General features: G+C 72.8%; 7 protein-coding genes. 2 read left to right on the top strand and 5 right to left on the bottom strand.

From position 1 onward, the window contains the following. Window positions 1-20: 20 nt before the first annotated feature. Window positions 21-1,163 carry a sensor histidine kinase gene (locus AB0M80_RS14375; RefSeq protein WP_364564763.1) on the bottom strand — a complete coding sequence of 381 codons (1,143 nt, stop codon included), beginning with the start codon at window positions 1,161-1,163 and terminating at the stop codon, window positions 21-23. A 201-nt stretch (window positions 1,164-1,364) separates the two neighbouring features. Here AB0M80_RS14375 and AB0M80_RS14370 point away from each other — a divergent pair, with 201 nt between their 5' ends. After that, window positions 1,365-1,868, top strand: coding sequence for a hypothetical protein (locus AB0M80_RS14370; protein ID WP_364563812.1), 504 nt, complete (start codon window positions 1,365-1,367; stop codon window positions 1,866-1,868). A 269-nt stretch (window positions 1,869-2,137) separates the two neighbouring features. Here the strand turns inward: AB0M80_RS14370 and AB0M80_RS14365 are convergent, their stop codons facing one another. Next, window positions 2,138-2,953 (bottom strand): alpha/beta fold hydrolase, encoded by an 816-nt coding sequence (locus AB0M80_RS14365; RefSeq protein WP_364563810.1) that lies wholly within the window; start codon window positions 2,951-2,953, stop codon window positions 2,138-2,140. Beyond that, window positions 2,950-3,750, bottom strand: a complete 801-nt coding sequence (locus AB0M80_RS14360; protein ID WP_364563807.1) for an NAD(P)H-binding protein — start codon at window positions 3,748-3,750, stop codon at window positions 2,950-2,952. The genes AB0M80_RS14365 and AB0M80_RS14360 overlap by 4 nt, the downstream gene beginning before the upstream one ends. 66 nt (window positions 3,751-3,816) lie before the next feature. On the opposite strand from AB0M80_RS14360, the gene AB0M80_RS14355 reads away from it, so the two are divergent. After that, window positions 3,817-4,182, top strand: coding sequence for a helix-turn-helix domain-containing protein (locus tag AB0M80_RS14355; protein WP_364563804.1), 366 nt, complete (start codon window positions 3,817-3,819; stop codon window positions 4,180-4,182). 29 nt (window positions 4,183-4,211) lie between these two features. Here the strand turns inward: AB0M80_RS14355 and AB0M80_RS14350 are convergent, their stop codons facing one another. Next, a complete protein-coding gene (locus tag AB0M80_RS14350) occupies window positions 4,212-5,780 on the bottom strand; it encodes a carbohydrate-binding protein (protein ID WP_364563801.1) in 1,569 nt (522 codons plus the stop codon). Window positions 5,781-5,894: 114 nt separating this feature from the next. Then, window positions 5,895-14,420, bottom strand: coding sequence for an SDR family NAD(P)-dependent oxidoreductase (locus tag AB0M80_RS14345; RefSeq protein WP_364563798.1), 8,526 nt, complete (start codon window positions 14,418-14,420; stop codon window positions 5,895-5,897). Between the last annotated feature and the right edge of the window lie 30 nt (window positions 14,421-14,450).

Here is a 14,450-nt window from a genome sequence, read left to right as displayed (position 1 = left end):
AAAGTCCCCCGGTGGACGCATCAGGACAGCGGCAGCGCCAGCTCCACCGCGAACCCGCCGTCCGGTCCCGGGCCCACGGTAACCGTTCCACCGTACAGCTTCGCGCGTTCGCGCATGCCCATTACGCCGTATCCTCCCGGCTCCTCCCGCGTGGCCGACCCCGGCCCGCTGCGGATCGTCGCGGTCACCGCGTGCGGCAGCCGGTGCACGGCGATCGCCACCGGGCCCGGTCCGGCGTGCTTGATCGCGTTGGTCAGCGCCTCCTGGACGATCCGGTACACGGTGAGCTGCAGCCCCGACGGCAGGTTTTCCAGGTCACCACTGGTTTCCAGGCTGACCTCGACGCCTCCGGCGCGAGCCCGGCCCGCCAGTGGCGCCAGCTGGTTCAGCCCGGGCGCGGGCTCGGGTTCCCCGCCGGTGCCCGCGCCGTCGTTCTCCCGCAGGAGGACCAGCAGCCGCCGCATCTCTTCCAGCGCCTCCCGGCTGACGGCGCCGATGGTGTCCACGGCGGCGCGCGCCGTCGGCGGATCGGTGTCGAACACGTAGCCGGCCAAACCGGCCTGCATGGAGATCATCGACATGTGGTGCGCGACGACGTCGTGCAGTTCCCTGGCGATCCGCAGCCGTTCCTCGGTCAGGGCCCGCTCGATGCGCCGCGCCTGGTCGCAGCGCAGCCGCTCGGTGGCTTCCGCCAGCTGCTCGTTCCGCTCGGCGAGCCGGCGGCCGACGCCGCCGAGCCCCCAGGCCACGGCGGTGACGGCGACCGCTTCGGCGACGACTGCGGCGAGCGGCGCGTGCAACGCGAGTCCACTGCACAGCACGACGACGGCGGTGACCACGGCACCGATCGCGGTCTGCCACCGCGGTTTCGCCGCCGCGAGGCTGTAGAAGGCGAGCACCGGACCCCACAGGTGCAGACCGGGCAGGTAGCCGAGCGCCGCGTACACCACGTACGCGGCGGAACTCCCCAGCAGCGCGGGCATCGGGCGGACGCGGCGGGCGGCTAGAGGCAGGCAGATCACGCAGGTGAGGAGGACGGCCCACGCGTCGAACCCGCGATGCCCGGGCGGCCGGTACAGCGCGCCGACCGCGCCCATCATGGCGAGCATCGTCACGGCCAGCGCGAGGTCCACGGCCCGCGGATACCGCCGCACGAACTCCATCCGGTGCACCGGCCGAGCCTAACCAGCTCGGCCCGCGGTCGCGTCCAATCCCGGGCATACCGCCGAAGTTGACGAACGGCCCACCATGCCGCCGCGGGCACAGGCGGATCTCCACTCCGCGGCAGACGAAATCCCCCCGCGCCGGTCCGTAGGTTCGTCCCCGAGCCGCCGCAGCCCGCGACGGCAGGAGAGGGGAAACCGATGTTGTCTGCCCAGCTCGCGTCGATCCGCAAGCCCGCCGCGATCGCCGTCTCATCGCTGGCCGCGCTCGCCGCCTTCGCCGCGCCGTCCGGCGCTGCGACCGCCGCCGAACCGGGAGCGGAGCCGATCGGCACCGTCGCGCCGTACGACCCGCCCTCCGACGAAGGCAGTGCCCAGGCGGGCGGGTCGCGGTGGATCGACATCTACTCCAAGGACGGCGGAACGCGGGGCGCCCGGTACTACGGAACGCTGCGCTGGCGCGGCAAGGCACCCTATTCCGGTCGCGTCAGCGGAGAGGTCGAGGACCGCGACAAGGACGGCTACTGCGCCGTCGCCGAGGTGGCACTGGACGGCTACCGCTACACGTTGCTGGACCAGCGGGCGTGCGGCGGCGGGCTGACCCACGGCATCGGCTTCAACTACCGGAACACGGACATCGCCAAGGTCCGGGTGTGCCGTCTGAAGGACAACAAGTGGCTCTACAACTGCAGCGCGTGGAGCTGATCCGGGGGACGCGGCCGCGGCGCGCGAGTGCGTCGCGGCCGCGCTTGACCCGTTGTCGAGAACCAGGAAGGGATTTCGGCTCGTGAGACGGAAGGCGTGGCTGTCGCCCTGATCGCCGTCGCGGTGGGCGCCGGGCCGGTGATCGCGGGCCCGGCAGGCGCGGAACCGGGCGCCTGCCGGGCTGCGGTGGCCCCCCGGACCCCCCACGGTGCCTCGACCTCCTGTTGACAGCGTTGGCGTGGTCGGCTTGGTGAGGTTGGTGCGATCCGCTACCCGCTGGTGCCCGGCTCGAGTTCGCGCCGGACGGCGGCGCTCGTCAGCCAGGTCGACAGGGCCTCCGCCAGCGCCTTCGGCTGGTCCTCCGGGGTGTGGTGGCCCGTCTTCTCCGGACGGCTCACCACCTCCATCGACGCGAACGTCGAAGCGCACCACTCGACCATCGAGGGCGTCAACATCGTGTCGGGACCCGGCTCGAACGTGACCAGCAGCTTCGGAATCGAAGGCGAAGACCCCAGCCACTTGCCGAACGCCTCGATGCGGGCCACCACCGCAGCCGGTTCGCCGCCCAGGGGCAACGAGCGCGCCCACTTCAGCAACGGGACGCGCGACTCCGGAGTCGGGTACGGGCGCGCGTACTCCGGCGGGAGCCCGGCCAGGAAGTTCCCCACCAGAGACTCGCCGACGCCGGGGGTCTTGATCGCGCGGAACAGCTCCGCGCCCGCCGGTGGGAACTCCTCCCACGACATCGGCTTCAGGACCGCTTCGGTGAACGCCAGGCCGCGGACCCGCGACGGGTGCCGGGACGCCCAGTCCGCCGCCAGTGCGCCGCCCCAGTCATGACCCACCAAGACCACGTTGTCCAAGGACAGGGCGTCGAACCACTCGTCGAGGTAACGCGCGTGGTCGTCGAATGTGTAGGAGATGTTCGGCTTGGGGGAATCGCCCATGCCGATCAGGTCCGGCGCCAGCCGCCGCCCCGGCAGCGACGGCATCACGTTGCGCCACAAGTAAGACGACGTCGGGTTGCCGTGCAGGAACACCAGCGGCTCCCCGCTGCCCGTCTCGCGGTATGCCAAGACCGTCACTTGAACGCCCCCGCGAAGCGCGATGCCCAGTCGGCGAAGGGGCGCGGTGGGCGGCCGAGTACCCGCGAGACGTCCGGGCTCACCCGCTGCTCCTCGGGCGTCGGCGTGCCCAGGATGGCCAGCGTCGAGTCCGCGATCTCCGGCGGCATGAAGCCCAGCAGCACCGCGCGTGCTTCCTCCCGGGTCTGCGGAACGAACCGCACCGGCTCCCCCACCGCTTCGCCGATCGCCGCCGCCTGGTCGCGCGGGGACAGCAGGGACGGGCCGGTCAATACGTACGTCTCGCCCGCGTGCGACGGAGAACGCAAAGCTTCCGCCGCCACCGAAGCGATGTCCTCCGGGTCGATCACCGGCAACGCGACTTCGGCGAACGGCGCCGCCACCTCGCGCCGGGTGCGCACGCTTTCCGCCCACTGGAAAGCGTTCGACGCGAAACCGGCCGGGCGCAACACCGTCCACTTCAGACCCGAGGCCTGCACCGCCTCCTCGAACACCGCCGGGTGCCGGCCTGTTCCGACCCCCTGCGAGGACAGCAGCACCACCCGCTCGACGCCGGCCTCCCGCGCTCGCACCAGCACCGGCTCCAAGGCACCCCGAAACCCCGGCGGCGCCATCAAGAACGCCGCCGTCGCGCCTTCGAAAGACAGCGTCGAAGCCAGCTCCCCCTGACGCGCCACCACTCCCGGTGGCACCTCGGTGATCCGGCGGGACACCGCCGTCACCTCTTCACCCGCCGCCGCCAACGCCCGCACCAGCGGTGCTCCGACATTTCCCGTCGCTCCCACAACCATGATCATGGGAACGACGCTACATTCATCGGTATAGTAGGTACCTAGAGGAAAGTATTGGCTGGAGGCCCCGAAGTGACCGAGACCACACCCGAGCTGGCCTGCCCCATCGCCCCGGTGGTGGACATCGTCTTCAGCCGCTGGACCACCCCCATCCTGTGGGCGCTCCACGAGTACGGCCGGCAGCGGTTCGTCGAACTGCAGCGCCGCATCACCACGATCACGCCCAAGGTGCTCACCCAGCGGCTGCGGCAGCTGGAACGGGACGGCCTCGTCGTGCGGACCTACCACGCCGAGGTCCCGCCGCGAGTGGAGTACGAGATCAGCGAGCTGGGCCGCAGCCTCGGCCCGCTGTTCGCGACGCTCGCCGAATGGTCGGGCAATCTCGAGAAGGTCGAGACGGCCCGGCAGTCCTACGACTCCCGCAGCTCGGCCAGGTAGTCCTCGGCCGCGGCGGCCATACGAGAAGCTTACGGAGAGCCGTCCAGGTAGTCGAGGTTCGCCGGGCCGTCGGCCGTCGTCGCGGTCAGGCGGACCGCGTGCGCACCGGCGGGCAGGGCGATCGGCCGGACGACCGTGCTCCACGTCGTCCAGGCGCCGGTCGCCGGGAACGGCACGGCCGTGGCCACCACCGTGCCGTCGACCGAGATGTCCACCGGGCGGGCCGCCGCCGTGCCGTTCGCGTAGCCGAACGTCAGCGCCGACACCGGTCCCGTCACCTGCCATTCGACGTAGCTGCCGACGGCGTTGGCGCCGTTCGCGAAGCCGGTGCCCGAGTACCCCGCGTGGTTCGCGTCGATCGTGCCGCCCGCCGAGAGGGAAGCGGACTCGGCTTCATAGCGCGTCGAGCCACCGGCGCGAGACACGCGGTACAGCACCGTCGCGTGCGAGGGCACCGACGCGCTGATCGTGCCGGTGGTCGTCCGGGTGGCCTTGCTCCACAGGTCTTTCAGCGTGTACGTGGACGCGCTGCCGATGCCCGTGGCGGACGCGGTCGTGCCGATCGTCGCCGTCGCCGTCGTTTCGTTGGACAGCGCCACCGCGCGGTCGCCGTCCGCCAGCACCTTGCTGTAGACGACCAGGCCCGCGTTCGCGCTCAGCACGGTCGCCTGCTTGCCCAGCGGGTCCTGGTCGAGCGCGATGACGTCGGTGTTCTTCAAGATCGCGAAGTTGTCGTCCGACACCTTGCGCAGATCGCTGCCGATCAGCAGCGGCGCCGCCATCATCGCCCACAGGCTGAAGTGCGTGCGGTACTCCGCCGCGGTCATCCCGCCGTTGCCGACCTCCAGCATGTCCGGGTCGTTCCAGTGCCCGGGGCCGGCGTACTGCGCGAGGCCGCGGTTGGCCTGCGCCTTGCCGATCATGCTCGACCACTTGTCGGAGATGTCGCCGGTGGTGCGCCACAGGTTCCCGACCGGCGCGGCCCACGTCCACGGCTGGTTCTGGCCCCACTCGCAGATCGAGTACGCGATGGGGCGGCCGGACTTCGCGAGCGCGTCCCGCATCGCCTTGTACCGCTGCTGCGCGTCGACGCCCTGGTTGTTGCAGTTGTCGTACTTCAGGTAGTCGACACCCCAGGAGGCGAACAGGTTCGCGTCCTGCTGCTCGTGCCCCAACGCGCCGGGGAAGCCGGCCTTGTTGCAGGTCTTCGTGCCGGCACTGGTGTAGATGCCGAATTTCAGCCCCTTGCCGTGCACGTAGTCGGCGAGGGCCTTGATGCCGCTGGGAAACCGCGCCGGGTCCGGGACCAGGTTCCCCGCCGAGTTGCGTGACGGCAGCGCCCAGCAGTCGTCGATGTTGACGTAGGTGTAGCCGGCGTCCTTGAGGCCCTTGCCGACGAAGATGTCCGCGATGCCCTTGATCATCGCTTCGTCGAACTCGGCGCGGCACTGCGTCGAGTTCCAGTTGTTGAAGCCCATCGGCGGGGTGCGCAGCAGGCCGTTTTCGAGGGCCGACGCCGTGGGTGAACCGAGGACGAGACCGCTGGCCGCGAGCGCGAGCGCGGCGGCCGCGCTCGCGAGGCGCCGGAGTGTGGACATGCGTGCTCCCGGAGGTGAGGTGAAGGGGGCGACCTCCGGTTAGTAAAAGGTCCTTCCAATCGAGCGTCAAGGTGCGGTGCACGAAACATCAGATATGAGGTCGGATCATCCCGGTCACCGGCACGGCGCGGGCAACTCCTCCACCAGCCAGGTGTGGATCTGCCGGGCCGCATCCGCCACGTCCTCCCCCGTCTTCAGGGTCAGCACCGGCACCCGCGGCTCGGCGAGCGGTGCGCCGAACAGCCGCAGGTAGGCCCCGACGGCCGTCAATCCGGCGTCCGGCACGGTCTCGGGCAGCTCGTCGAACTCCACCTCCGCCGGGTCGGCGAGCACCACCCCGGTCGCGCCGGCGGTGTCCGCCACGGCGGCGGCGAGCAGCGCACCCGAGCCCGACCCCAGCAGGACGAACGGCTCGCCGTCCGCCTGGGCGTGGATCGCTTCGGCCGCCGTCGCGACCAGCGTGGCCAGGTCGGCGGGAGCGGGGGTCTCGCCGTCGAAGCCCGGTGCGGGCAGCAGCCACGTCTCGCGGACGCCGTCGAACCGCGCGGTGACGTCTTCGCACCACCGGGTCGAGCCGGTCAGCGTGCCGAACGCGAACAGCAGCGGGCGGGACGCGCCCGTTGTCGCGCGCCGGAGCCGGGGCGTCCACGGGGCCGCGGGCAGGAACTGCGCGGCGGTGCTCAGGAACGTCCGGAACTCGGCCGTGCGGCCGCTTTCCCGGGCCGTCCGGAGGAGCGTCCCCAGCGAGCCGCCGGGGTCCGCCGAGGTCAGGGAGACGTTGGCCAAGAGGTGGCCGGCGAGCTCGGCGACCGTCGGGTAGTCCCAGACCAGCGCGGCGGGCAGCTCGAGGCCGGTCGCCGCGCTGATCCGGTTGCGCAGTTCGACGACGCCGAGGGAGGTGAACCCCAGCTCGGCGAACGCGGACTCCGGCTCGACCGCGTCCACCGACGGGTGGCCCAGCGTCGCCGCCACCTCCGCCCGGACCCACTCGAGGAGCCACCCGGGGCGCTCGCCGGCCGGGAGGTCCGCCAGGCGCCCGGTGATCGGCTCGGCCTGTGGCACCGCGGTCTCTTCGACCACCGCCGAGTCCGGCAGCACCATGTCGAGCCAGTAGCGGCTCCGCTGGAAGGCGTACGTGGGCAGGTCGACCCGGGTGGCACCCGGGAAGAACGGCGCCCAGCCGACGTCGACACCCTGGACGTGAGCAGTGCTCAGTGCAGAGATCAGTGCTCTCTCTTCGTCGCGATCACGCCGCATCACCGGGACGGCGACACAGCTCCCGCCGAGGGTTTCCTTGGCCATCGCGCTGAGCACGCCGTCGGGGCCCAGCTCCAGGAACGTCGTCACGTCCTCCCTTTCGAGGGCTCGCACGGCGTCGGCGAACCGGACGGTCTCGCGCACGTGGCGGACCCAGTAGTCCGCGGTGAACGGTTCGGCGAGAGCACCGCTCACATTCGAGATCACCGGTATTTCCGCCGGGTGGTAGGTCAAGGTCTCGGCAACCGCGCGGAAGTCCTCGAGCATGGGGGCCATCAGCGGCGAGTGGAAGGCGTGGCTGACCTTCAGCCGCTTGGTCTTGGGGAACTGCGCCGCGATCGCCAGCACCTCGGCCTCGGCGCCGGAGACGACCACCGACTCCGGGCCGTTGACCGCCGCGATCGACACGCCCCCGGTCAGGACGATTGCGGACTCCGGGGCGGCGATCGAGACCATCGCCCCGCCGGGCGGCAGGGCCTGCATCAGCGAGGCACGGGCGGCGACCAGGCGGCACGCGTCCTCGAGGGACAACACCCCGGCGAGGTGGGCGGCGGAGATTTCGCCGATCGAGTGGCCGGCCACGAAGTCCGGGCGGACGCCGAACGATTCGACGAGGCGGAACAGCGCGACCTCGACCGCGAACAAGGCGGGCTGGGTGAACTCCGTGCGGTTCAGCAGTTCGGCGTCGTCGAAGGCCTCGCGCAGCTCCGGGCCGAAGTGCGCGAGCACCGCATCGAAGGCCGAGGCGTAGACCGGGAACCGCTCGGACAGCTCCCGGCCCATGCCCACGCGCTGCGCACCTTGACCGGTGCACAGCGCCGCGAGCCGGCCGGGCCGTTCGCGGCCGGTGACCACGTTCGGCGCGGATCGCCCGTCCGCCAGTGCGGCCAGCCCGCTCAGCAACTCGTCGGTGGTGGCCCCCTGGACGACGGCACGGTGTGCGAACCGGCTCCGCGAGGAAACCAGGGACAGCCCGACGTCGGCCGGGTGATCGGCGACGGCCAGCAGCTGAGCGGCCTGCGCGCGCAACGCGGCTTCACTCCGGCCGGACAACACCCAGGGCAGCACGCCGGTATCGCCGCGCTCGGCGACGACCGGCGGCAGCGAGGGAGCTTGCTCGAGGATCGCGTGCGCGTTGGTCCCGCTGACGCCGAACGACGACACCCCCGCTCGCCGCGGCCGGTCGGTCGCCCACTCCCGGGCCTCGGTCAGCAGTTCCACCGCGCCGGCCGTCCAGTCCACATGAGACGACGGGGTGTCCACGTGCAGCGTCGGCGGCAGAATGCCGTGCCGCATCGCCATGATCATCTTGATGACGCCGCCGACCCCGGCCGCCGCCTGCGTGTGCCCGATGTTGGACTTCAGCGACCCCAGCCACAACGGCGTCGGCCGGTCCTGGCCGTAGGTCGCCAGGATCGCCTGCGCCTCGATCGGGTCGCCGAGCGTCGTGCCGGTGCCGTGGCCTTCCACGACGTCCACATCGGACGGTTGCAGCCCGGCCCCGGCCAGCGCCGCGCGGATCACGCGTTGCTGCGAAGGGCCGTTGGGGGCGGTCAGGCCGTTCGACGCGCCGTCGGAGTTCACCGCCGTGCCGCGGACCACCGCGAGCACCGGGTGACCGAGCCGCCGGGCATCGGAAAGCCTTTCCACCGCGAGGATTCCGGCGCCTTCGCCCCAGCCGGTGCCGTCCGCCGCGTCGGCGAACGACTTGCACCGGCCGTCGGCCGCGAGGCCGCGCTGCCGGCTGAAGTCGATGAACACGCCCGGCGTCGAGAGCACCGTCACGCCGCCCGCCAGCGCGAGATCGCACTCGTCCTGGCGCAGCGCCTGGCACGCCAGGTGCAGCGCCACCAGCGACGACGAGCACGCCGTGTCCACGGTGATCGCCGGGCCTTCCAGGCCGAGCGCGTACGCGACGCGGCCGGAGACCACGCTCGCCGAGCTGCCGGTGCCGAGGAAGCCCTCGACGCCCTCGGGCACGGCGAGCGGCCGGGACGCGTAGTCGGAGTACATGACGCCGGTGAAGACGCCGGTCCGGCTGCCGCGCAGCGACTCCGGGTCGATGCCCGCGCGTTCCAGGGCTTCCCACGACGTCTCCAGCAGCAGCCGCTGCTGCGGGTCCATGGCGAGCGCCTCGCGGGGCGAGATGCCGAAGAAGCCCGCGTCGAAGTCGGCGGCGTCGTAGAGGAATCCGCCTTCCTTGGCGTAGCTGGTGCCCGGGTGGTCCGGGTCGGGGTCGTAGAGCGCGTCGGCGTCCCAGCCGCGGTCGTCCGGGAGACCGGCGATCGCGTCGCGGCCCTCGGCGACCAGGTCCCAGAGGTCCTCCGGGCTCCGGACCCCGCCGGGGTAGCGGCAGCCGATGCCGACGACGACGATCGGGTCGCCGTCCACCCGGCGCTCCCGCACCACCACCGGCGCCGATTCCCCGCAGATCCGCTCGACCACGTACCGGGTGAGTGCCTGCGGGGTCGGGTGGTCGAAGACGAGCGTCGCCGGCAGCCGCAGGCCGGTCTCGGCGGCGAGCCGGTTGCGCAGCTCGAGGGCGGTCAGCGAGTCGAAGCCGAGTTCCTTGAACGCGCGCGCCGGTTCGACGGCGGTTCCCGAGGCGTAGCCGAGCACGCCCGCGACGAGCCCGCGGACGAGGTCGAGGACCTGACGGACGCGGTCGTCCGCGCCGAGCCCGGCGAGCCGGCCGGCGAACGAAGACGGGCCGGTCGCGGCCGTCGCCTGCCGTCGCGGCGGGGGCAGCAGGCCGTGGAGCAGCGCGGGCGTCACCGGCTGACGGCGCAGGGCGGCGAGTTCGAGCCGGACCGGCGCGAGCACGGCCTGGTCCGCGGCCACCGCCCGGTCGAACAGCGCCAGACCGAGTTCGGTGTCCAGCGGGGTCATGCCCGCGCCCGCCATGCGCTGGAGGTCGCTCTCGGCGAGGTGCCCGGTCATCGAGCTGGCCTCGGCCCAGAGCCCCCAGGCCAGAGCGACCGCGGGCAGCCCTTGTGCGCGGCGGTGCTGCGCGAGCGCGTCGAGGTAGGCGTTCGCGGCGGCGTAGTTGGCCTGGCCCGCGCCGCCCATGGTGGCGGCGAAGGAGGAGAACAGGACGAACGCCGACAGGTCCGAGGTGAGTTCGTGCAGGTTGAGCGCCGCGTCGGCCTTGGGCCGCAGGACGGTGTCCAGGCGGTCCGGGGTGAGGGATTCGACGACGCCGTCGTCCAGCACCCCGGCCGCGTGCACGACCGCCGAGACGTCGTGCTCGGCCAGGACCGCCGCCAGCCGCGCGCGGTCGGCGGCGTCGCAGGCGACGGCCGTCGCGGTGGCGCCCAGCGCGGTGAGTTCGTGGACGAGCTCCGGCGCGGGTCCGCGGCGGGACAGCAGGAGCAGTCGCCGGACACCGTGGCTGGTGACGAGGTGCCGGGCGATCAGGCCGCCGAGCAGGCCGGACGCTCCGGTGATCAGCACCGCGCCGTCACCCCACGCCGGTGTCTCGTCCACAGTGGACGCCCGGGCCAGCCGGGGGACGTGCCACTTCCCCGCGCGCAGGGCCAGCTGGGGCTCCCCGAGCGGCAGCTCGGCCGGGACCTCGCCGGCGTCGACGAGCACGAACCGGCCGGGGTTCTCGGCCTGAGCCGATCGCACCAGGCCGGTCACGGCCGCGGCGGCGAGGTCGGTGACGTCCTCGCCGCCGACCGAGACCGCGCCGGAGGTGGCGACGACCAGCAGCTCGTCGGACGTGAGCCCCTCCTGGAGCCGCGCGAGGACCGCCGCGGTCACCTCCCGCACCGAACCGCCCGGGACCCGGAACACCGTGAAGCCGGTGGTCACGTCGGTGACGGTCAGCTCGGGCCAGACGACTTCGAAGAGCGCGTCACGCGTGGGGTCGGTCTTGGCGGGTGTCCGCAGCGTCAACGAACGGACCTCGCCGACCGGGACGCCGGTTTCGTCGGCCAGGGTCAGCGCGACGGCGTCGCCGGACACCCGCGTCAGCGCCACCCGCAGCACGGTCGCGCCGGACGCGGTCAGGGAAACACCGCTCCACGCGAACGGGAGCTTCGGCCCGTCGCCGGCCACGGTGAGGGCACCGAACCCGGCCGCGTGCAGAGCCGCGTCGAGCAGTGCCGGATGCAGGCCGAACCGGGCCGCCTCGGCCCGCAGGGCCTCGGGCAGTTCGACCTCGGCGAAGACTTCGCTCCCCCGGGTCCACACCGCGCGCAGGCCGCGGAAAGCCGGGCCGTAGTCGACGCCGGTGGCCGCCATGGCCGGGTAGAAGCCGTCCAGCGAGGCGCGCTCGGCTCCGGCGGGCGGCCAGGCTTCCCAGGGCTCGGCGGTGGGAGCGTCCTCGGTCAGGAGGCCGGTGGCGTGGCGGGTCCACGGCGTGAACTCGTCCGGGCGGGAGTGGATGGCGAGGTCACCGTCGTCGGTCACCGAGACCTGGAGCTGAACCCCGCCGTGGGCGGGCAGCACCAAGGGGGTTTCCAGGGTCAGCTCGTCCAGCGTGCGCCGGCCCGCCTGGTCGCCGGCGCGGAGCGCGAGTTCGACGAACGCCGTGCCCGGCAACAGGACTTCGCCGCCGACGCGGTGATCCGCCAGCCACGGCAGGCTGGACAGCGAGAGCTTTCCGGTGAGCACTGCGCCGCCGGAGTCCGCGAGACCGACCACGGCGCCGAGCAGCGGGTGCTCCGCCGGGGTCAGCCCGAGGCCGCCCGCGTCGCCGACGGCGACCAGCCGCGGCCAGTAGCGCTCGTGCTGGAACGCGTACGTGGGCAGCTCGGTGCGCCGGGCACCGGGGAAAGCGTCGTCCCAGCGGACCTCGACGCCGTGCACCCAGGCTTCGGCCAGGGAGGTGCAGAACCGGGCGAGCCCGCCGTCCTCACGGCGCAGCGAGCCGAGCGCGGTCACCTCGTCGCCGCCGATCGCCATGGTCAGCACGGGGTGCGGCGACGCCTCGACGAAGGTGCGGAAGCCCTGCTCGGTCAGCGCGGCCACGGCGGTGTCGAGCCGGACCGGACGGCGGAGGTTGGTGTACCAGTACCCGGCGTCCAGGTCGGTGCCGTCGATCCAGGCGCCGGTGACCGTCGAGAAGAAGCCGATCGTGGTGGGCCGGGGCGAGACCGGAGCCAGGACCTCGAGGAGGCGTTCGCGAATCCGTTCGACCTGCGGCGAGTGCGACGCGTAGTCCACGGGGACCCGCTTCGCGCGGACATCGGTGCAGGCCGCCATCAGTTCGTCGAGCGCGTCGGGCGTCCCGGAGACGACCACCGCGGCGGGGCCGTTGATCGCGGCGATCGACAGCCGCTCGCCCCAGGGCGCGATCCGGGCCGCCACCGCGTCGGCGGGCTCGGCGATCGAGACCATGCCGCCTTCGCCCGCCAGCGCCAGGATCGCCTGGCTGCGCAGGGCGACAACGCGGGCACCGTCCTCGAGGGACAGTGCACCCGAGACGACGGCGGCGGCGATCTCGCCCTGCGAGTGCCCGACGACGGCGGCGGGCTCGACGCCGTAGGAGCGCCACAGCTCCGCGAGCGAGACCATCACCGCGAACAACGCGGGCTGCACGACGTCGACGCGGTCCAGCATCGCGGCGTCCCGGACGACGTCGGTCAGCGACCAGTCGACAAAGGACGCCAGAGCGGCCGCGCACTCGGCCATGCGCCCGGCGAACACCGGCGACTCGGCCAGCAGGTCCACGGCCATCCCGGCCCACTGGGATCCCTGGCCGGGGAACACCATCGCGACCTTGCCCGGGGCGGCCGTCCCCTTGACGACGGTGGGCGCCGGGCGGTCCTCGGCCAGCGCGGTGAGCCCGGCGACCAGGCCGGGGCGGTCGCCGACGACCACCGCGCGGTGGTCGAACGCGGACCGCGTCGTGGCCAAGGAGAGCCCGATGTCACCGGCCGGGCGGTCCCCCACGCCGTCGGCCAGCGCCGCGGCTTGGGCCCGGAGGGCCTCCGGGGACCGGGCCGACAGCACCCAGGGCACGACCTGCCCGGGCTCGTCGGGTCCGGCGGCGCGCCGGTCTTCGGCCGGGGCCTCCTCCAGGATCGTGTGCACGTTGGTGCCGCTCATGCCGAACGCCGAGACCGCGGCCCGGCGCGGCCGGTCCGGCTGCCACTCGCGGCGCTCGGTGAGCAGTTCCACGGACCCCGCCGACCAGTTCACCCGCGACGAGGGTTCGTCGACGTGCAGGGTCGGCGGCAGGACGCCGTGGCGCATCGCCATGACCACCTTGATGACGCCGGCGACCCCGGCCGCGGCCTGGGTGTGGCCGATGTTCGACTTGACCGAGCCCAGCCACAACGGCGTCTCACGCTCCTGGCCATAGGTCGCCAGCAGCGCCTGAGCCTCGATCGGGTCACCCAGCGTCGTCCCGGTGCCGTGCGCCTCGACCGCATCGACGTCCGAAGTGGACAGACCGGCGTCGGCCAGCGCCGCCCGGATCACCCGCTGCTGCGAAGGACCGTTCGGCGCCGTCAGGCCGTTCGACGCACCATCGGAGTTCACCGCCGAACCCCGCACGACCGCCAGAACCGGGTGCCCGTGGCGGCGCGCGTCGGACAGCCGCTCCACGACGACCACGCCGCTGCCCTCACCCCACGACGTGCCGTCGGCGGATTCGGCGAACGCCTTGCACCGGCCATCCGGGGCCAGGCCGCGCAGCCGGCTGAACGCGATGAACGAGCCCGGGGTCGGCAGCACGGTCACCCCGCCGGCGAGCGCGAGGTCGCACTCGCCCTGCCGCAGGGCCTGCACCGCCAGGTGCAGCGCCACCAGGGACGACGAGCACGCCGTGTCGACCGTGAGCGTCGGTCCCTCCAGGCCGAACGCGTAGGCGACGCGTCCGGAAAGGACACTGGCCGCGTTGCTCGTGGCGAGGTGCCCTTCGAGCGCCTCGGCGGAGCTGAGCATGAGGGTGCCGTAGTCCTGGCCGTTGGAGCCGACGAAGACCCCCGTCCGGCTGCCCTTCAGCGACGGCGGGCGGATCCCCGCGTGCTCCAGGGCCTCCCACGACGTCTCCAGCAGCAGCCGCTGCTGCGGGTCCATGGCCAGCGCCTCGCGCGGCGAGATGCCGAAGAACCCGGCGTCGAAGTCCGCGACGCCCTCGATGAAGCCGCCTTCGCGCACGTACGACGTCCCCGGCGCTTCCGGGTCGGGGTCGTACAGCGAGCCGAGCTCCCACCCGCGGTCCTCGGGGAACCCGGAGATGGCGTCCTGCCCGCCCTCGACCAGCTCCCACAGCTGCGCAGGGGTGCGGACCCCACCCGGGAACCGGCAGCCCAGGCCGACGATCGCGACGGGTTCGGTGGTTTGCGCCTCGTGGAGCCTGCGGCGGGTGTCCTGCAGATCGGCCGTCACCCGCTTGAGGAAGTAGCGGAGCTTCTCCTCGTTGTCCATCGTCTTCTCACTCCATGCAGTCGCGGGCGC

The sequence above is a fragment of the Amycolatopsis sp. NPDC051045 genome (assembly GCF_040682955.1).
Lineage (GTDB): Bacteria > Actinomycetota > Actinomycetes > Mycobacteriales > Pseudonocardiaceae > Amycolatopsis.
This window is presented reverse-complemented; position numbering and strand designations above follow the sequence as displayed.

Excerpts from the sequence above, each read along its gene's own strand:
- AB0M80_RS14375 (WP_364564763.1), bottom strand. The coding sequence starts at position 1,163 with ATGGAGTTCGTGCGGCGGTATCCGCGGGCCGTGGACCTCGCGCTGGCC.
- AB0M80_RS14370 (WP_364563812.1), top strand. The coding sequence starts at position 1,365 with ATGTTGTCTGCCCAGCTCGCGTCGATCCGCAAGCCCGCCGCGATCGCC.
- AB0M80_RS14360 (WP_364563807.1), bottom strand. The coding sequence starts at position 3,750 with ATGATCATGGTTGTGGGAGCGACGGGAAATGTCGGAGCACCGCTGGTG.
- AB0M80_RS14350 (WP_364563801.1), bottom strand. The coding sequence starts at position 5,780 with ATGTCCACACTCCGGCGCCTCGCGAGCGCGGCCGCCGCGCTCGCGCTC.
- AB0M80_RS14345 (WP_364563798.1), bottom strand. The coding sequence starts at position 14,420 with ATGGACAACGAGGAGAAGCTCCGCTACTTCCTCAAGCGGGTGACGGCC.